Annotated in this window: 17 protein-coding genes; 7 read left to right on the forward strand and 10 right to left on the reverse strand. The window is 65.6% G+C overall.

The window, feature by feature from the left end; all coding sequences use genetic code 11:
- Positions 1-42 precede the first annotated feature (42 nt).
- Complete coding sequence (locus tag KHY18_RS10510; protein WP_502768680.1) at positions 43-1,326, reverse strand: MFS transporter; 1,284 nt, start codon at positions 1,324-1,326, stop codon at positions 43-45.
- Between the two features lie 97 nt (positions 1,327-1,423).
- On the reverse strand, positions 1,424-2,281 hold the full coding sequence (gene kynA / locus KHY18_RS10515) for a tryptophan 2,3-dioxygenase (protein ID WP_213299075.1): 858 nt from the start codon (positions 2,279-2,281) through the stop codon (positions 1,424-1,426).
- 98 nt (positions 2,282-2,379) lie between these two features.
- Between kynA and KHY18_RS10520 the strand changes: the two genes are divergently transcribed.
- On the forward strand, positions 2,380-3,300 hold the full coding sequence (locus tag KHY18_RS10520) for a DNA-3-methyladenine glycosylase family protein (protein ID WP_213299078.1): 921 nt from the start codon (positions 2,380-2,382) through the stop codon (positions 3,298-3,300).
- 5 nt (positions 3,301-3,305) lie between these two features.
- Here the strand turns inward: KHY18_RS10520 and kynU are convergent, their stop codons facing one another.
- The 5 genes from kynU to KHY18_RS10545 all read right to left on the reverse strand — a co-directional run bounded on the left by kynU (position 3,306) and on the right by KHY18_RS10545 (position 8,957).
- Positions 3,306-4,616 carry a kynureninase gene (kynU, locus tag KHY18_RS10525; RefSeq protein WP_213299081.1) on the reverse strand — a complete coding sequence of 437 codons (1,311 nt, stop codon included), beginning with the start codon at positions 4,614-4,616 and terminating at the stop codon, positions 3,306-3,308.
- Positions 4,617-4,632: 16 nt separating this feature from the next.
- Entirely contained in the window at positions 4,633-5,274 is a 642-nt protein-coding gene (gene kynB, locus KHY18_RS10530) for an arylformamidase (protein ID WP_283771308.1), read from the reverse strand.
- A gap of 37 nt (positions 5,275-5,311) precedes the next feature.
- Entirely contained in the window at positions 5,312-6,691 is a 1,380-nt protein-coding gene (locus KHY18_RS10535; protein ID WP_213299087.1) for an amino acid permease, read from the reverse strand.
- A gap of 125 nt (positions 6,692-6,816) precedes the next feature.
- Complete coding sequence (gene argF, locus KHY18_RS10540) at positions 6,817-7,740, reverse strand: ornithine carbamoyltransferase (RefSeq protein ID WP_213299090.1); 924 nt, start codon at positions 7,738-7,740, stop codon at positions 6,817-6,819.
- Positions 7,741-7,760: 20 nt separating this feature from the next.
- Positions 7,761-8,957 (reverse strand): aspartate aminotransferase family protein, encoded by a 1,197-nt coding sequence (locus KHY18_RS10545; protein WP_213299093.1) that lies wholly within the window; start codon positions 8,955-8,957, stop codon positions 7,761-7,763.
- Positions 8,958-9,198: 241 nt separating this feature from the next.
- Between KHY18_RS10545 and KHY18_RS10550 the strand changes: the two genes are divergently transcribed.
- On the forward strand, positions 9,199-9,519 hold the full coding sequence (locus KHY18_RS10550) for a DUF3579 domain-containing protein (RefSeq protein WP_213299096.1): 321 nt from the start codon (positions 9,199-9,201) through the stop codon (positions 9,517-9,519).
- A gap of 363 nt (positions 9,520-9,882) precedes the next feature.
- Here the strand turns inward: KHY18_RS10550 and rpsT are convergent, their stop codons facing one another.
- The gene (gene rpsT / locus KHY18_RS10555) at positions 9,883-10,182 is read right to left on the reverse strand and encodes a 30S ribosomal protein S20 (protein WP_159917413.1); all 300 of its coding nucleotides are present in this window, start codon (positions 10,180-10,182) and stop codon (positions 9,883-9,885) included.
- Between the two features lie 114 nt (positions 10,183-10,296).
- On the opposite strand from rpsT, the gene murJ reads away from it, so the two are divergent.
- Complete coding sequence (gene murJ, locus KHY18_RS10560) at positions 10,297-11,862, forward strand: murein biosynthesis integral membrane protein MurJ (protein WP_213299098.1); 1,566 nt, start codon at positions 10,297-10,299, stop codon at positions 11,860-11,862.
- A 110-nt stretch (positions 11,863-11,972) separates the two neighbouring features.
- Positions 11,973-12,812 (forward strand): SirB1 family protein, encoded by an 840-nt coding sequence (locus KHY18_RS10565; protein ID WP_213299099.1) that lies wholly within the window; start codon positions 11,973-11,975, stop codon positions 12,810-12,812.
- A gap of 7 nt (positions 12,813-12,819) precedes the next feature.
- On the opposite strand, the gene KHY18_RS10570 is transcribed toward KHY18_RS10565, so the two are convergent.
- Positions 12,820-13,878 (reverse strand): AI-2E family transporter, encoded by a 1,059-nt coding sequence (locus tag KHY18_RS10570; protein WP_213299102.1) that lies wholly within the window; start codon positions 13,876-13,878, stop codon positions 12,820-12,822.
- Between the two features lie 26 nt (positions 13,879-13,904).
- On the reverse strand, positions 13,905-14,957 hold the full coding sequence (gene purM / locus KHY18_RS10575; RefSeq protein ID WP_213299105.1) for a phosphoribosylformylglycinamidine cyclo-ligase: 1,053 nt from the start codon (positions 14,955-14,957) through the stop codon (positions 13,905-13,907).
- A gap of 317 nt (positions 14,958-15,274) precedes the next feature.
- On the opposite strand from purM, the gene hda reads away from it, so the two are divergent.
- The 3 genes from hda to pcnB are packed head-to-tail and all read left to right on the forward strand — an operon-like array spanning position 15,275 to position 18,368.
- Positions 15,275-15,973 carry a DnaA regulatory inactivator Hda gene (gene hda / locus KHY18_RS10580; protein WP_200843953.1) on the forward strand — a complete coding sequence of 233 codons (699 nt, stop codon included), beginning with the start codon at positions 15,275-15,277 and terminating at the stop codon, positions 15,971-15,973.
- Between the two features lie 35 nt (positions 15,974-16,008).
- On the forward strand, positions 16,009-16,713 hold the full coding sequence (locus tag KHY18_RS10585; RefSeq protein WP_213299108.1) for a histidinol-phosphatase: 705 nt from the start codon (positions 16,009-16,011) through the stop codon (positions 16,711-16,713).
- Positions 16,710-18,368, forward strand: a complete 1,659-nt coding sequence (pcnB, locus tag KHY18_RS10590; RefSeq protein ID WP_213299111.1) for a polynucleotide adenylyltransferase PcnB — start codon at positions 16,710-16,712, stop codon at positions 18,366-18,368. The genes KHY18_RS10585 and pcnB overlap by 4 nt, the downstream gene beginning before the upstream one ends.
- The last annotated feature ends 3 nt before the right edge of the window (positions 18,369-18,371 follow it).

Here is an 18,371-nt window from a genome sequence, read left to right on the forward strand (position 1 = left end):
CCGCGTTTTGCCTTGGGGCGGCCCTGCGGCAAAACCGACCAGCTAGACCTGCTGGCGCAACCTCGGTGAAACAGGCAGAGTCTGGAACGCGGTCGCGCCCAGGCACAGCAGCGCCGCAATGCCCAGCATCACCGCGGCAAACGGGTCGAGGCCGTGGTGCGTCGCCCAGGAGGCCATCAGTCCCGTGAGCCATTGCATCAGCGCGGCGCCGAGGAACATGGCCATGGTGAGCAGCGCCATCGCCCGGCCCGTGGCTTCGGGCGGGTAGGACGAGCGCACATGGGCGTACTGCAGCACCGCGCCGCCCGACACGGTGACGATCACGATGATCAGCACCACGTTGAGCCAGCCGGTGTGCAGCAATCCCAGCGCCGCGTAAAGCAGTGCGGTGATCGACGTCGTGGTGACCAGCCAGCGGCGCCGGCGCAGCGGGCCCGGGTCCAGACGGCCGAAAAGCCCGGGGCTCACCAGCGAGATCAGCGACACCACCAAAGCCAGGTGGCCGCTGGCGACCAGCGACCAGCCCTGGCGCTCCATCAGCAGGGGCCCGAGCCAGAGACCGCGCAGCGTCAGAAAGGATGCATAGGTCACCAGCGCCATGGCCAGAATGCCCCAGCTGTAGGGTTGGGTCATCAGTACGCCGAATTCGCGCGTCGCCGCGAGCCAGCTCTGGCGTGGCGCGGCGCTGGCGTCTTGCGCGGGCTCATGCACTTTCCAGGCAATCAGCAGCCACGACAGCACCGACAGCAGACCCAGCGTCGCAAAGCCGCTGCGCCAGCCATATTGCTCGACCAGCCAGGCCAGCGGCGAGCCCGTGAACAGCATGCCTATGCCGCCCAGCCCCAGGCTCATGCCCGAGACGGCGGCGAACTGCGAGGCCGCGAAGTGGCGCGCGATGAACACCGTGCAGGCCAGGAAGGCCGGCGCGCAGCCCAGTCCTATCAATGCCTGGCCGGCGAGCAGCCAGCCGTAGCTGGGCGACCAGGCCGAAAGGGCGGCGCCCAGCACGCTCAGCGGCGCGGCGACGAGCACCGTGCGGCGCAGGCCGTAGAGATCGATGCCCACGCCCATGAACAGCTGCACCGCGCCGAAAGTCAGCGCGAACAGGCCGGCGAACAGGCCCAGCGACGAGGGCGACAGGCCGAAGTCGGCTTGCAGCGCGACGGCGATGATCGCGGTGACCGTGCGATAGGCCTGGCTCAGCGCGAAGCCGCTGATCAGCGCCAGCAGCATGGCCCAGGCCGCGCGCGAAGACAGTTGAGATGGGGCGCCAGCGTCGTGCGCGCCAGCGGCGGGGGGCAGGGTCGATGTCTGGGGCGGGTTCACGGCGCAATTTTCCTCATGGCCTAGCCTAGCCTCTGGCGGCGGCGGTATGTGTCGCCAGCGGCGCTGGGGGCCCTAGGAAAAACCCAGGGGCGGGCATTCAGAGCGCGGTGCGCAGCGTCCAGATTTCGGGGAACAGCACCACGTCGAGCATCTTGCGCAGATAGCTCACGCCGCCGGTGCCGCCCGTGCCGCGCTTGAAGCCGATCACGCGTTCGACCGTGGTCACATGGCGGAAACGCCAGAGCCGGAACGCGTCTTCGAGGTCGGTGAGTTCTTCGCCGAGCTGGTACAGGTCCCAGTGGGTCGTGGGGTCGCGATAGACCGCGAGCCAGGCCTGCTCGACGCCGTCATCGGCGGCGTAGGGCTGGGTCCAGTCGCGTTCGAGGTGGCTGGCCGGCACGGCAATGCCGCGGCGCGCAAGCAGGCGCAGGGCTTCGTCGTAGAGCGAGGGCGCGCGGTAGGCGGCTTCGACTTCGGCCAGCAGTTCGGGCCGGTGGGCATGCGGCTTGAGCATGGCAGCGTTCTTGTTGCCCAGCGAGAATTCGATGCAGCGGTATTGGTAGCTCTGAAAGCCGCTGGACTGCGCGAGGTATGGGCGGATCGCGCTGTACTCGGGCGGCGTCATCGTCGCCAGCACGTCCCAGGCATGGACCAACTGCTCCATGATGCGCGAGACGCGCGCCAGCATCTTGAATGCCTTGGGCAGTTCGTCGTTCGCTACATGGGTGATCGCGGCGCGCAGCTCGTGCAGCATCAGCTTCATCCACAGTTCGCTGGTCTGGTGCTGGACGATGAACAGCATCTCGTTGTGATCGGGCGACAGCGGCTTTTGCGCCGTGAGGATCTGGTCGAGCTGCAGGTAGTCGCCATAGCTCATGCTCTGGCTGAAGTCGAGCTGTGCGCGCTCTTGCTGCACGATGGCTTCGGGGGCGAGGGGTGGGGTGGGTGCGGTCATGGAGGCGGGACAATAAACAGTCGATCACATCATAGGCCGCGCGCGCAGCGGGCGGCGCCATGGCTTTCCCGCCAGGCACTTTTTTCTGGAAGCTACGCATGGTTCACGTTCCCGAGACATCAGCGCCATGGCATGTGCCCTTGCCGCTGAATTTCCGCGCCAGCGACATCCTGGCCTTCCATGCGCGCGACCGGGAGGCGCTGGCCGAGCAGGTCGGGCCCGATACGCTGCGCAAAGGTTTCTGGTGGCGCGGCGAGCCGGTCTGTCTGCAGATCGATTTCGCGCCGGGTCAGGCCAAGGTGCTGTGGCAGATGGCCGACAGCGACCCGCAGCGGATGGCGCAGGCGGCCGCGGAAATCCTGCCGCTGGTGCAACGCATGCTGGGCCTGGCGCAGGATGTCACGGCATTCGAGGCGCAGTTTGCCGACCACGCGCTGCTGGGCCCGGTGCTGCAAAAGCAATCAGGCCTGCGCGTGCCGATCGCGGGCACGCCGTTCGAGGCGCTGGCCTGGGCCATCATGGGCCAGCAGATCAGCGTCGCTGCCGCCGTATCGCTGCGCCGGCGTTTGATTCTCGCGACCGATCTGCGCCATGCCAGCGGGCTGTATTGTCATCCGCATGCCGACCAGGTGCTGGCGCTGGGCCTGGAACGCCTGCGCGCCGCGGGCCTGTCGCAGTCCAAGGCGCAAAGCCTGCTGGCGGTGTCCGAGGGCGTGCAATCGGGCGCCTTGCCGCTGGACGCCTGGGCGGCCGCGCCGCAGCTGCCGGCCGAGCAGATAACCCAGGCCTTGCTGGCGATCAAGGGCATAGGACCGTGGACGGTCAGCTATACGCTGCTGCGCGGTTTCGGTTGGCTCGACGGCTCGTTGCACGGCGATGTGGTCGTGCGCCATGGCATTGCGCGGCTGCTGCAGGCCGATGTGGACCAGCCGCGCGCCCAGGCCTGGCTCGCGCCGTTCGCGCCCTGGCGCGCGCTCGTGGGCGCGCACCTGTGGGCGATGCAGGCGGTCAATGCCTGAATGAACTAGGTCACTGCGTTGCGCTGGTGGAAACGGGGCTCGTGCCATTCTCCGGTTTCCAGCACCTGGCGCAGATGCTCCACCGCATTCCATACGTCCTCGAAACCGACATACAGCGGCGTGAAGCCAAAGCGCAGGATGTCCTTGTGCACGCCCACGCCGCCGTCGCCCTGGCGGAAGTCGCCGATCACGCCGCGCGCGATCAGCGCCTGGACGATGGCGTAGGCGCCGCTGCCCACTCCATTCACTCCCAGGCCTTCGGCGCGCGCCAGGCACACCTGCGAGCCGCGCTTTTCATGCGCGCGCGGCGTCGCCAGTTCCAGCCCATGGCCCGCGCAGCGCGATTCGACCAGGGCGATGAACAGGTCGGTCAGGGCCAGCGACTTGGCGCGCAGCGCCTCCATGCCGCCCAGCGCTTCGCTGGCGCTGAACACGTCGAGCCCGCATTGCAGCGCCGACAGGCTGAGGATGGGCTGGGTGCCGCACAGATAGCGGCGAATGCCTTCGGCCGGCGTGTAGTGGGGCGTGAACTGGAACGGCGCCGCATGGCCGAACCAGCCCGCGAGCGGCTGCGCGCAGCGATTCACGACGCGCGGGTGGGCCCAGACAAAGGCCGGCGCGCCCGGGCCGCCGTTGAGGTATTTGTAGCCGCAGCCTACGGCGAAGTCGGCATCGGCCGCGTGCAGATCGATGGGCACAGCGCCCGCGCTGTGGCACAGGTCCCAGACGCAAAGGATGCGGCGTGCATGGGCCGCTGCCGTGATCTTCGCCATGTCGTGCATCGCGCCCGTGCGGTAGTTCACGTGGGTCAGCAGCAGGATGGCCGCATCGTCGTCGAGCGCGTGCAGGATTTCCTCGGGCTCGAGCAGCACCAACTGCAGTCCATGCTGGGCGCAGATCGACTCGGCGATGTAGAGATCGGTGGGAAAGTTGCTGCGCTCGGTCAGCAGCTTCCTGCGCGCCGGACCGTCTTCGGCCGCGATGCGCGCCGCGGCGGTGAGCACCTTGAACAGGTTGATCGACGTGGTGTCGGTGAACACCACTTCATCGGCGTGCGCGCCCAGCCAGGGCGCGAACTGGTTGCCCAGGCGCAGCGGCAGATCGACCCAGCCGGCCTTGTTCCACGAGGTGATCAAGTCCTGTGCCCATTCCTGCTGCACCACCTGTGCCACGCGTGCCGCGGCGGCGGTGGGCGCCACGCCCAGCGAATTGCCGTCGAGATAGATCTGGCCCGCGGGCAGGGTGAAGTGATCGCGCAAAGCGCGCAGCGGGTCCTGGGCGTCGCGTTCGCGGCAGTCTTGCAAAGTGATTGTCATAGGTCGCTTGTCTCCATCAATTGTTTGGCGCCAGCGCGCGCAGCACGGCGCGTACCGGCGAGGCATCGGCTTGCGTCAGCTTGAGCGGCAGCGCGATGAGTTCGTAGTCGCCTTCGGGCACGGCGTCGAGCACCAGATTCTCGAGCACGCGCAGGCCGCGCCGGCGAATCACCTGGTGGCTGTCCAGCGTCTTGCTGCTGGCCGGATCGATGCTCGCGGTGTCTATGCCTATCAGCCGCACGCCAAGATCCGCGAGCCGCTCCACGGTCTCGGGCGCATAGGCCGCGAGATCGCCGTCCCAGCCCGTGGGCGCCTGCGCGTAGGTGCGCACCAGAACGCGCGCCGGCAAATCGGGCGTGATCGCGTGCGCGAGGTGCTCCCACAGCAGCAGCGGGCCGCGCGCAATCGCGTGGATCACGCGGCAGGGGCCGAGAAAGGTGTCGAGATCGACCGCGCCTATGGCCGCGCCGTCGGGCGCGTAATGCAGCGGCGCATCGGCATGCGCGCCGACATGCGGCGACAGCGTGATGGCGCTGACATTGACCGGGCACTGCGGCGAGATCGTCGCGCACCATTGCTGGCTATAGCGCGTGTCGCCCGGGAACACCGGGCTCGCGTCGTGGATCGGGGGGGAGATATCCCAGAGTTGCTGTGGCATGGTCATTCAACTGTAAACCGCTGGCCGCGCGCCGCTGTCAGCGCACAGGCAGTAGACGGCGGCGAAACCAGACCGCGTAGACCAGCAGCAGCACGCCCAGGAACGGCACGCCGGTCAGCAGCGTCAGGTGGAATTCTTCGGTGAAGTAGGTCGTGACCAGCACGCCCAGCATCAGCGCCGCGCCCAGCAGCGTCAGCACCGGGAAGCCCCACATGCGAAACGCCAGCGGCGCGCTGCCTTCGGCTTTCCAGCGCGCGCGGAAGAACAGGTGGGTGACGAACACCATGAACCAGGTGAACATCGCGCCGAACATGGCGATCGACATCATCCAGACCAGCGACTTCTCGGGCTGCCAGACATTGAGCACCATGGCCACGCCAATGCCTGCGCACGATACGGCAATCGCCCGCGTGGGCACGCCGCGCGCATTGAGATGGCCCAGCGCCTGGGGCGCATAGCCGCCGCGCGACAGGCTGAACATCATGCGCGACGTCACATACAGCTGGCTGTTCATCGCCGACAGCGCGGCGACCAGCACCACGAAGTTCAGCACATGCGCGGCGCCGGGAATGCCTATGATTTCCATCACCTGCACGAACGGGCTCTTGTCGGTGCCGGCCGCGTGCCAGGGCACGATGGCCAGCATCAAGGCCAGCGTCAGCAGATAGAACAGCACCAGCCGCAGCACCGTGGTGCGAAACGCGCTGGTGATGGCTTTTTGCGGGTCCTGGGCTTCGCCCGCGGCGACGGCGATCGCCTCGAGGCTCAGATAGCTGAAGATCGCGACGATCACGCCGACCCAGGTGCCCCACAGGCCGTTGGGAAAGAAGCCGCCCTGGGCGGTGTAATGGTGAAAGCCGATGTCGGGCCGCTGCGCGCCGAACACCACATAGGCGCCGATCAAGATGAAGGCCACGATGGCGACGATCTTGATCATCGAAAAAACGTATTCGACCTGGCCGAAGGCCTTGACGCTGGAAGCGTTCACCGCGACCAGCGCCGCCGAGAACACCGCGACCCAGAGCCAGCGCGGCGAGTCGGGAAACCAGTAGCCCATGTAGAGGCCCACGGCCGTGACTTCCATGCCCACGGCCAGCACCACGGCGGCCCAGTAGGCGTAGCGTACGAGAAAGCCGGCCCAGGGCGCGATGTAGTGTTCGGCATAGGCGCCGAACGAGCCCGATGTGGGGTGGGCGACGGTCATCTCAGCCAGGCAGCCCATGAGCAGCAGCGCGATCAGCGCGCCTATCGCATAGCTCAGCAGCACGCTGGGGCCGGCAAAGCCGATCGCGAACGCGCTGCCCATGAACAGGCCCGTGCCTATGGCGCCGCCAATCGCGATCATCACGATCTGCGCGCCGCTCAGGTGCTGCTGTAGGCCGGTCTCGCGTTGCTGGATTTCTTCAAAGGTGGCCATGGCCGGAAGCTTTCTGAGGGACTGCGGGAAAAATGCGTGCCCTGAAACGCACTTCGACAGGCCCGATGCGAACGGTCTTATACGTTCGTCCCGAGCCTGTCGAAGGATGAAAGGCCAACTTCGAATCAGCCTATCTGTTTGCCCAGCAGCAGATATTCCATCAGCGCCTTCTGCACATGCATGCGGTTCTCGGCTTCTTCCCAGACCACGGACTGCGGGCCGTCGATGACTTCGGCTTCGACTTCCTCGCCGCGGTGCACGGGCAGGCAGTGCATGAACAGCGCGTCGGCGCGCGCCGCGGCCATCATTTCGGCGTCCACGCACCAGTCGGCAAAGGCCTTCTTGCGCGCTTCGTTCTCGGCTTCGTAGCCCATGCTGGTCCAGACGTCGGTCGTGACCAGATCGGCGCCGGCGCAGGCTTCAAGAGGGTCCTTGAACACCGCGTAGCTGCCGGGGTTCGCGGCCTTGCCGTTGAACGCCAGCTGCTCGTCGACTTCATAGCCGCCGGGCGTGCTCAGGTGCACCTTGAAGCCCAGCAGGTCGGCCGCTTGCAGCCAGGTGTTGGCCATGTTGTTGCCGTCGCCGACCCAGGCCACGGTCTTGCCCTGGATCGAGCCGCGGTGCTCGATGAAGGTGAAGATGTCGGCGAGGATCTGGCAGGGGTGGAACTCGTTGGTCAGGCCGTTGATGACCGGAACGCGCGAGAACTCGGCAAAGCGCGCGATGCGCTCCTGGCCGAACGTGCGGATCATGACCAGATCGGTCATGCGGCTGATGACGCGCGCGCTGTCTTCTATGGGCTCGGAGCGGCCCAGCTGGCTGTCGCCCGAAGTCAGATGCACGACCGAGCCGCCGAGCTGGTACATGCCGGCCTCGAAGCTCACGCGCGTGCGCGTGCTGGCCTTCTCGAAGATCATGGCCAGCGTGCGGTCGCCCAGCGTATGGTGCTTTTCGTAGTTCTTGAATTTCTTCTTGATCAGCGCGGCACGTTCGAACAGATAAGCGTATTCCTCGGCGGTGAAATCACTGAATTGGAGGTAATGCTTCATACGTCTTCATTCCTTGCAGTTTAGGCAGCCAGCACAGCTTGCACCAACGGCAGCAGTTTGGCCACGATTTCGTCGGCTTCGGCCTCGGTCAGGATCAGCGGCGGCACGAGACGGATCACGGTGTCGGCGGTGACGCTCAGCAGCAGGCCGGCTTGCGCGGCCTGGCCGATCAGTTGGCCGCAGGGCTTGTTCAGCTCTATGCCAATCATCAGGCCCTGGCCGCGGATGTCGACCACGCCTTCGAGCGCGCCCAGCTGCGTGCGCAGCGCGGCGCGCAGGTATTCGCCCACGCTCGCGGTGTGCGCGAGCAGGCCGTCGTCTTCCATGATGCGAATGGTTTCAATGCCCGCGCACATGGCCAGCGGGTTACCGCCGAAGGTCGAGCCGTGGTTGCCAGGCTTGAGCACCTCGGCGGCCTTGCCATGGGCGACGACGGCGCCGATGGGCACGCCCGAGCCCAGGCCCTTGGCCAGCGTCATCACATCGGGCACGATGTCGGCCCACTGGTAGGCGAACCACTTGCCGGTGCGGCCCATGCCGGCCTGCACTTCGTCAAGAATCAGCAGCCAGCCGCGCTCATCGCACAGCGCGCGCACCTGCTTGAGGTATTCGACGCGCATCGGGTGCAGGCCGCCTTCGCCCTGGATGGGCTCCATCATCACGGCCGTGATGTTGGCATTGCCTTCGGTCGCGGCCAGCAGGCCTTCGTAGTCGTTGGGTGCGACGCGGATGAAGCCTTCGAGCAGCGGGCCGAAGCCTTCGCGCACCTTGGGATTGCCGGTGGCGGTCATGGTGGCGATCGAGCGGCCGTGGAACGCATGGTCATAGACCACGATTTCGGGACGGGCAATGCCCTGGTCGACGCCGAACTTGCGCGCGATCTTGATCGCGGCTTCGTTGGCTTCGAGGCCGGTGTTGCAGAAGAACACATTGGTCATTGCCGAGCGCTCGACCAGCAGCTTGGCCAGCGTTTCCTGGCCGGGCACATGGTAGTAGTTCGACGTGTGGATCAGCTGGGTCAGCTGCTTCTGCAGCGCGGGCACCAGACGCGGGTGGTTGTGGCCCAGCGTGTTCACGGCAATACCGCCGAGCGCATCGAGGTATTCCTTGCCATTCACGTCCCAGACGCGGCAGCCTTGGCCTCGTTCCAGAGCGATCGGGACGCGGCCATAGGTGTTCATCACGTGGGGCGAGGCAGCCTCAATGAAAGCGGTCATTGCAAAAATCTCCCAAGAATGCAGGGGTGGCATGGACATTGCGTCCACGCCCGGGGTTGAGCGAACTACAATTTTAGATGGACCGGGCAGGATGAAAATTGAGGAATACGCATTACAGCCGTGCAATGAGCCCATGGACCGCTCGGTTGCTTAGCCTAACTCTTGTATAAGAGTTAGAATCTTCCATTGACCTGTCGGCGGTGATCCCGCTGTGGTCACATCACTTTGCACAACGATATCGATGGTTTCCCCCAACTCACAAGAACTGTTCATCCAGGGCACGACCCGGGATGGAAAAACCTTTAGGCCCAGCGACTGGGCAGAACGCCTGGCCGGCGTCATGAGCCAGTTCCGCCCCGGGGGAGCCTATTCCGGCAGCCATCTGAGCTATTCGCCCTGGTGCATTCCCACGACGCTCAACGGCACGAAGTGCGTGGTGCTGCATGCCGACCTGCGCGAGCACGAGCCCATGGCCTGGGATTTCGTGATCAACTTCGCCAAGGACAACGACCTGCAGATCGCCGAAGCCTGCCTGCTGCCAGACCCGCCGCGCAAGGCCTAGTCGCGCTGCCCAGGTATCCGACCAGGCCGGCTTTATGCCGGCTTTTTTGTGCGTTTTTGAGGGCAGGACGTTCACCCTTCGATAAGCTCAGGGCGAATGGGTCAACCTCGTTAGTGGTGAGCGACGCAGGAGGCGCCGTACGGTTGAGCAGGGCGTCTGCGGTGGGCGAGTCGAGCCGCCGCCGGGCCGCCCCAAGGCGGCGAGGGCCCCCTTGGGGGGCAGCGACCCACACGCAGTGGGGGAGCGTGGGGGCCATTTCCACAACGAAAAAACCGCCCTAAGGCGGTCTTTACGTTCGCTAACAGCGCACCCGTTACAAACGGCAGATGGCTTGCGCCATCCGTGCGATTGCCTAATTGTGGATTAGGCGGCCAGTGCCAGGGCCTTGACCTTGGCGGACAGACGGCTCTTATCGCGAGCAGCCTTGTTCTTGTGGAAGATACCCTTGTCGGCAATGGTATCCAGCACGGATTGTGCCTTGGCAAACAGTTCGGATGCCTTGGTCTTGTCGCCAGCCAGAACAGCCTTTTCGACGTTCTTGACAGCGGTGCGGTACTTCGAGCGCAGCGAAGTGTTCGCAGCGTTCAGTACAACGTTTTGACGAGCGCGCTTGCGGCCGGAGGCCAGGCGGGGGTTCTTTTTCTTGGGTTTAGCAGATGCCATGATTCAAATTCCTAGTGTCTGAGGATGATGTCAGCGAAGCCGGCGATTGTATCACTTGTTGCAGCCTTCAGGGAAGTGCGGGCTTGAAGCCCGCGCAGCGCATACACTGCCCGGGTGTCACTGCTCAAAGCCGCCTCCACCGTCTCGCTGCTCACGCTCGCTTCCCGGGTCACCGGACTGCTGCGCGACCTGCTCATGGCCTCCATGTTCGGCGCCAACGCGCTGACCGACGCTTTCAACGTCGCCTTCCGCATTCCCAACCTGTTCCGGCGCCTGTTCGCCGAAGGGGCGTTCAGCCAGGCCTTTGTGCCGGTGCTGGCCGCGACCAAGGCGAAGGAGGGCGAAGAGGCGACGCGCATATTGATTGCCAATGTGGCGACCGTGCTCACCTGGGCGCTGGTGCTGACCTGCGTGCTGGGCGTGCTGGGCGCGCCGCTGCTGGTCTGGCTGCTGGCCAGCGGGCTGCAGCAAAACGGCGCGAGCTATGACGCCGCCGTGCTGATGACGCGCTGGATGTTCCCGTATATCGGCTTCATGTCGCTGGTCGCGCTGTCGGCCGGCGTGCTCAATACCTGGAAGCGTTTCGTGGTGCCCGCGGCCACGCCGGTGTTGCTCAACGTGAGCATGATAGGCGCGGCGTTGGTTGGCGCGCCGCGCTTTGCCGCGCATGGCATCGAGCCCATTTATGCGATGGCGGCCGGCGTGATGCTGGGTGGCGTGCTGCAGCTGGCGGTGCAACTGCCCGCGCTGCGCCGGCTGGGCCTGCTGCCGCGCATAGGCCTGCGCTGGAGCGCGGTGCGCGCCGCATGGCAGGACGCGGGCGTGCGCCGCATTCTGTCGCTGATGGCGCCGGCGCTGCTGGGCGTGGGCGTGGCGCAGATCTCGCTGATGATCAATACGCAGATTGCGTCCTATCTCGCGCCCGGCAGCGTGTCCTGGCTGTTCTATGCCGACCGGCTGATGGAATTTCCCACGGCCTTGCTGGGCGTGGCGCTGGGCGTGGTGCTGACCCCACAGCTGGCCGCCGCCAAGGCCGCGGCCGACGCCGAGCGCTATTCGGCCATGCTCGACTGGGGTCTGCGCCTGGTGGTCGTGCTTTCCGTGCCCTGCGCCGTGGCCCTGCTGGTGTTTGCCGAGCCGCTCGTGGCCACGCTGTTTCACCGCGGTGCGCTGACCGACCGCGATGTCGGCAAGATCGCGCTGGCGCTGGCCGGCTATGGCGCCGGTCTCGTGGGACTGGTCGCGATCAAGGTGCTCGCGCCCGCGTACTACGCGAGCCAGGACATCCGCACGCCGGTGAAGATCGCCGTGGTGGTGCTGGTCATCACCCAGTTGCTCAATCTGGCTTTCGTACCCTGGCTGGCCCACACCGGGCTGGCGCTGTCCATCGGCATTGCGGCGCTGGTCAATGCCGCCTGGCTGTTGGTGGTCTTGTTGCGCCGCGGCACCTATGTCCCTCGGCCGGGATGGGGTAAGCTGGTGCTGCAGGTGCTTGCGGCCAGCGTGCTGCTGTCCGTGTTGCTCGGCTGGAGCGCGCAGGCGCTCGACTGGATAGCCCTCAAGGAACATGGGCTGCAGCGCATGGGCTGGCTGGCGCTGATCCTCTCGGCATCGGCGCTGCTGTATTTCGGTGCGCTGTGGGCCTCGGGGCTGAAGCTGCGGCAGTTGCTGCACAGATAAGAGATGAATCGGTTTTTGGTTATAAGGTAGGCAGGTCGCGGTCGTCGGCAGATAAAGTGCCGACGGCCTTCCCTCTTGCGCTCGTCGGCGCCTGGTCGTACAAGGACAGCATGTCACTGCGTTTTGATGCGCCTTCTTCCCTGCAATACTTTGCCACCCTGGTGCAAAGCGACGAGCATTTGCCTCTGATGGAGGCGGCCGTCTGTATTGCGCAAGACGAATTCCCCGAACTCGATATCCAGGCCGTGCTCGCGGATATCGACCAGATGCAGGTGCGGCTCGCACGCCATCTGGTCGGCGTGCATACGCCGCTGCAGCGGCTCAAGGTACTCAATCATTTCTTCTTTGGCGAAATGGGTTTTGGCGGCAACGTCAACAACTACTACGCGCCCGAGAACAGCTATATCCCCGTGGTGCTGGCCACGCGCCGCGGCATTCCCGTGAGCCTGGCCCTGGTCTGGCTCGAGCTCGCCCAGACGGCGGGGCTGCAGGCCGCGGGCATAGGGTTTCCCGGCCATTTTCTGCTCAAGGTCGGATTGCCTGAAGGCCAGGTGGTCATGGACCCGCTCACGGGCACCTCGTTTTCCGCGCAGGAACTGGCACAGCGCCTGGAGCCGTTCGGGCTGGGGCGCGGGCGGCGCGAAGACACCATTCCGCTGGGTCTGCACCTGCAGGCCGCGACGGCGCGCGACATTCTCGAGCGCCTGCTGCGCAATCTCAAGGAAATCTACTTTGCCCAGAGCCAGTGGGCGCTGCTCACGGCAACGCTCGATCGCCTGATCGTGCTGCTGCCCGACGACTGGGCCGAATACCGCGACCGGGGCGCGGTGCTGGCCGAGCAGGGCCGCACGCGCGAAGCGGTGGCCGATTGGGAGACTTATCTATTGCATGCGGGCGACCGGCCCGATGCGGGCCTGATCGCCAACCGCCTGGCCGTACTCAAAGGCTGAGTGCCGGTTATACGAGCTTGCGCGCTTCCAGCTCTTTCTTGAGGTAGGCGTAGAACAGCGGCGCGGCCACCAGGCCCGCGGGGCCGAACACCGATTCGGCGACAAACATCACCGACAGCAGTTCCCACACGCCCATGTGCGTGCGCCGGCCCACGACCTTGGCGTTGATCACGTACTCGGCCTTGTGGATCAGGATCAGAAAGCCCAAGCAGGCGGCGGCGGCCACGGGCGACACCGACAGGCCCACCAGCGTGATGACCGCGTTGCACAGCAGATTGCCGACGATGGGAATCAGGCCGGCGACAAAGGTCAGCGTGATCAGCGCGGGCGTATAGGGCAGGGCCAGATCCCAGTAAGGCAGTATCAGCAGCAGGAAGAAGGCCGTGAGCAGCGTGTTGAACGCGGCGATCCAAAACTGCGCGGCGACGATCTGACCGAAAGCTTCGCCGAACAGCGTGATGCGGCTATACAGCGCATCGACCAGCGGCGGACGTTTGAAGGGAATGTGGCGCACGGCGGCGAGCGCGCCGATCAGCAGGCCCACATAGGCGTGCAGCAGGCCCGAAAGCCAGGCGCGGCCGGCGATCGCCAGCACGCCGGCCTTGGCGCCCAGGTACGAGGCAATCATGGTCTGGATTTCGCGCGCGCCGTCAGGCAACTGGCTCGCGATGTCGGCCGGCAGCTTGTGGCGCAGCTCGAGCACGGTGCGTGCAAGATAGTCGAGCAGCTCTTTGTATTGTTGCGGGGCTTCGACGATGTAGCCGCGCGTATGGGGCAGGGCCGTGGTCAGCAGTGCCAGCGGTGCGAGCATGACCACCGCGGCGGCGACGACTTGCGCCCAATGGGGCAGATAGCCGCGGATTTTGCGGCGCTGCATCCGGGCCAGCAGCCGGGCGAGGGCGCGCGTGAGCATGAAGCCCACGCAGACGCTCAGCAGGCCGGGCAGCAGGCCTTGCCACATGACCAGCAGCAAGGTGCCGGCCATCAGCAGATAGCTGGCGTTTACCACGCTGCGCGAAGGTGTCTGGAGGAAATCTTCTCGGGGAACAGGAAGGTAATCTGACATCTGTGCGCGTCGTGGTACTTGCTGGGTCAGCGCACTTCGACGGGTTGGCCGTCACCGCGCGCGGCGATACGTCCAATGGTATAGACAGTTTCGCCCAGGCCTTGCAATGCCGCAGCAATGGTTTCGGCTTGTTCCGCGGGCACCACGACCACCATGCCGATGCCGTTGTTGAACGTGCGGTTCATTTCAACGGCGTCGATGCCGGCCGTGGCTTGCAGCCAGGCGAACAGCTCGGTCTGCGGCCAGCTGCCGGCGTCCAGGTGCGCGGCCAGGCCGTCGGGCAGCACGCGTGGAATGTTTTCCAGCAGGCCGCCGCCGGTGATGTGGGCCAGGGCCTTGATGGGGTGCTCGGCGAGCACGGCCAGCACGTTTTTCACGTACAGGCGCGTGGGTTCCATGATGGCTTGCTTGAAAGGCTTGCCGTCGAGGTTTGCAGGCACGGTGCCGTTGGCTTCGGCGCGTTCGATGCACTTGCGCACCAGGCTGAAACCGTTGGAGTGCACGCCGGCCGAAGCCAGGCCCAGCACCACGTCGCCGGCTTGCACGTCCTGGCCCGTGAGGATCTTGGACTTTTCGACGGCGCCGACGGCAAAGCCCGCGAGGTCGTATTCGCCTTCGGGGTACATGCCCGGCATTTCAGCGGTTTCGCCGCCGATCAGCGCGCAGCCCGACAGCTCGCAGCCGCGGGCGATGCCGCCGACCACGGCCGCGGCGGTGTCGACGTCGAGCTTGCCGCAGGCAAAGTAGTCAAGGAAGAACAGCGGCTCGGCGCCTTGCACCAGCACGTCGTTGACGCTCATGGCGACCAGGTCGATGCCGACGGTGTCGTGCATGTTCCATTCGAAAGCCAGGCGCAGCTTGGTGCCCACGCCGTCGGTGCCCGAGACCAGCACAGGTTCCTTGTAGCGCTTGGGCACTTCGAACAGCGCGCCAAAACCGCCGATGCCGGCCATCACGCCTTCACGCATGGTTTTCTTTGCGAGCGGCTTGATACGCTCGACCAGAGCATCGCCGGCAACAATGTCGACGCCAGCGTCTTTGTATGAAATAGGAGTGGATGGAGTGGCAGAAGAGCTCATTGGATGGTCAGTGCAGGTGTGCCCGGCAGGGGCGGAACTCGGGGATTTTACGACCCTGGCCCGGTTCGCGGGGGGCGTGTGGCTGCTTTCAAGGGCTTTTCCCCGGGTCTGTGCAGGCAAGCTGTGTGCTTTGCACGCGCGCGCAGACTAAAATCAGCGTGGCGCAACCATGGTTGCGCTTTCGAGCCCTGCCGCGGAAATCTGCGCCAGGGGCCTTTTGCTCTGTCCTTTGTAATGTTGCCGAAACTCCTTTTGCCAGCCTGTCGCGCACGGCTCCCCCTGAGCTCAGGTGGGAGGGCGTGCTCCGTATGCCGTCCATGAAGCAAATGGCGCTGGATATCGGTCTGGCAACGAGTCCCTCGCTGTCGCGCTTTTTCGCGGGCCCTAACATCGCGGTGTTGCAACACTTGCGGTTGTGGGTGGGCGAAGGCCGCAGCCAGATGCCGCGCTCGCCCGTGCCTACCTATCTGTGGGGCGAATCGGGCTCGGGCAAGACCCACTTGCTCAAGTCGGTGCGCGAAGCGCTGCGCGATCAAGGGGCCATTGTGGGCTGGATGGATGCGTCCATAGGCTATCCTCCGGAGTTCGACGAACGCTGGTCGGCCGTGCTGATGGATGACGTGCACCTGTACACACCCATGCAGCAGGCGCGGGCTTTCAACTGGTTTGTGAATGCGACCAGCCCGGCTACAGGCATTCCCCGCTGGGTGCTCGCGGCCGGCGAATTGCCTCCTGCCGACCTGAAGCTGCGCGAGGATTTGCGCAGCCGCCTGGGCTGGGGCCATGTGTTCCAGCTGCGGCTGCTCGACGAACCCGCGCGCCGCGCGGTGTTGCGCCAGGAGGCCGATGCCCGGGGCGTGTTTCTCGGCGACGACGTGATGGATTACATGCTCAAGCGCTTTTCGCGCGACCTGGGCAGCCTCATGCAGTTGCTCGACATGCTCGATGGCTTCGCCTTGCGCAACAAGCGGGCCATCACCATCCCACTGCTCAAGACCATGTTGGAGACCGAGTAGCGCGCTAGCTGCGAGGCCTCTTTTTCTGGAACTCCATGCCATCATCTTCTGCGCCCAACGTCCGCCCGCGGCTCGCGCTGTTCGATCTCGACCATACTTTGCTGCCCCTGGACTCGGACTACGAGTGGGGTGTGTTCACGACCCGCATCGGCTGGACGGACCCGGAGGAATTCGGGCGCCGCAACGATGCGTTCTTCGCCGACTACCAGTCGGGCACGCTCAATGTGCATGACTACGTGCGCTTTGCGACCGAAGCCGTGCGCGAACGCGGCGCCCAGGCCGCGCACGAGGCCCATGCGCAGTTCATGCGCGAAGTCATCACGCCGGCGATTCGCCCGGCCGCGCGCGCGCTGCTGCAGGCGCACCGTGAGGCCGGCGACGAGATCGTGATCGTCACCGCGACCAATGAATTCATCACCCGCCCGATAGCGCAAGCGCTGGGTGTCGATGAATTGCTGGCGGTGCAACTGGCGCGCGATGCCTGCGGCTGGATCACGGGCGAGATCGATGGTCATCCGACCATGCGCGAAGGCAAGGTACTGCGCATGCAGCAATGGCTGGACCAGCGCGGACTCGACTGGAGCAAGGTCGAAAGCACGTTCTACAGCGACTCGATGAACGACGTGCCCTTGCTCGAAAAAGTGGACCATCCGGTCGCGACCAATCCTGACGCGCGCCTGCGCGCCCTGGCCCAGGAGCGCGGTTGGCGCATACTGGACCTGTTTACTGAACACCCATGATCAAAAACTTCATCGATAAATTGCTGGGCAAGCCCAGCGCCGGCGCGCGTGCGCAAAAGCTGCGTTTCGGCAAGCGCGAGGAAGTGCCGGCTTCGGTGCATGGCATCAATCTCGAACTCGTCGACCGCCGTGCGATCGATGTGGTCGAGACGCTGCAGGACGCGGGCTTCGAAGCCTATATCGTCGGCGGCGCGGTGCGCGATCTTCTGCTGGGCCTGCGGCCCAAGGATTTCGACGTGGCCACCAATGCCACGCCCGAACAGGTCAAGAGCCTGTTCCGCCGCGCGTTCATCATCGGCAAGCGCTTTCGCATCGTGCACGTGGTCTATGGCCGCGGACGCGAGAACGAAGTGATCGAAGTCTCGACCTTCCGCGCTTTCCTCGACAACAGCCTGGCCGAAAGCGTGTCGGGCAACGAGCGCACCAGCAAGGCCGCGCTCGCCGGCATGAAGCATGCGGTGGATGCCAGCGGCCGCGTGCTGCGCGACAACGTCTGGGGCCCGCAGGACCAGGACGCGACACGCCGCGATTTCACGATCAACGCCATGTACTACGATCCGGCGACGCAGATCGTGGTCGACTACCACAAGGGCATCCAGGACGCGAAGAAGCGCGTGCTGCGCATGATCGGCGACCCGGCCACGCGCTACCGCGAAGACCCGGTGCGCATCATCCGCGCCGTGCGTTTCGCCGCCAAGCTGCACGACGTGGGCTTCAAGCTCGAGCCCAAGACTGCCGCGCCGCTGATCGCAAGCCAGCACCTGCTGGGTGAAGTGCCGCAAAGCCGTCTGTTCGACGAAATGCTCAAGCTGCTGCAGACCGGCCATGCGCTGGCGTCGATCTCGCGCCTGCGCGAACTGGGCCTGGACCGCGGCATATATCCGCTGCTCGACGTCGTTGTCGAGCGCGCCGATCACCCGTTCGTGACCGCGGCCTTGGCCGACACCGATCGCCGCGTGGGCGAAGGCAAGCCGGTCGCGCCCAGCTTCCTGCTGGCCTGCGTGCTGTGGCAGGACGTCAAGCAGGGCTGGGAACAGCGCCTGCAACAGCGCCAGCATTCGTTCCCTGCGCTGCAGGACGCGATCGACGACGTGTTCAATCAGCGCATCGGTGATGTGTCGGGCCGCGGCAAGCTCGCCGCCGACATGCGCGAAATCTGGATCATGCAGCCGCGCTTCGAGAAGCGCTCGGGCGTGACGCCGCTGGGCCTGGTCGAGCAGGCGCGCTTTCGCGCGGGCTTCGACTTCCTGCGACTGCGCGCCGATGTGGGCGAAGTCGAGGAGTCGCTGGCCAGCTGGTGGCAGGAATTCCAGCAGGCCGATGACGACCGCCGCGACGACCTGATCGCCCAGGCGCGCGAAGAGCAGCGCCAGCGCCCCAAGGCAGTTGCCGCAGCACCTGCGCCGGCTGCCGCCAAGACCGCTGCGCCGCCCGCACGCCGTGCGCCCAAGGCTGCTGCGGGCAGCGCTGCAGCCCCTGCGCCTGCGGCTGAAGCCGAGTTTCCCGAAGCCGAAACCGAAGACGGCGCCGCGCCGAAGAAGCGCCGCCGTCGCCGCCGCAAGCCTACCGAAGGCGCGGACGGCGGTGAAGGTGGCGCAGCCGCGACCGACAAGGGCGCGGCGCGCGATACCACCGACGACGCATCGCCATACTGAGGG

The sequence above is a fragment of the Acidovorax sp. CCYZU-2555 genome (genome assembly GCF_018413525.1).
Taxonomy (GTDB): domain Bacteria; phylum Pseudomonadota; class Gammaproteobacteria; order Burkholderiales; family Burkholderiaceae_C; genus Comamonas.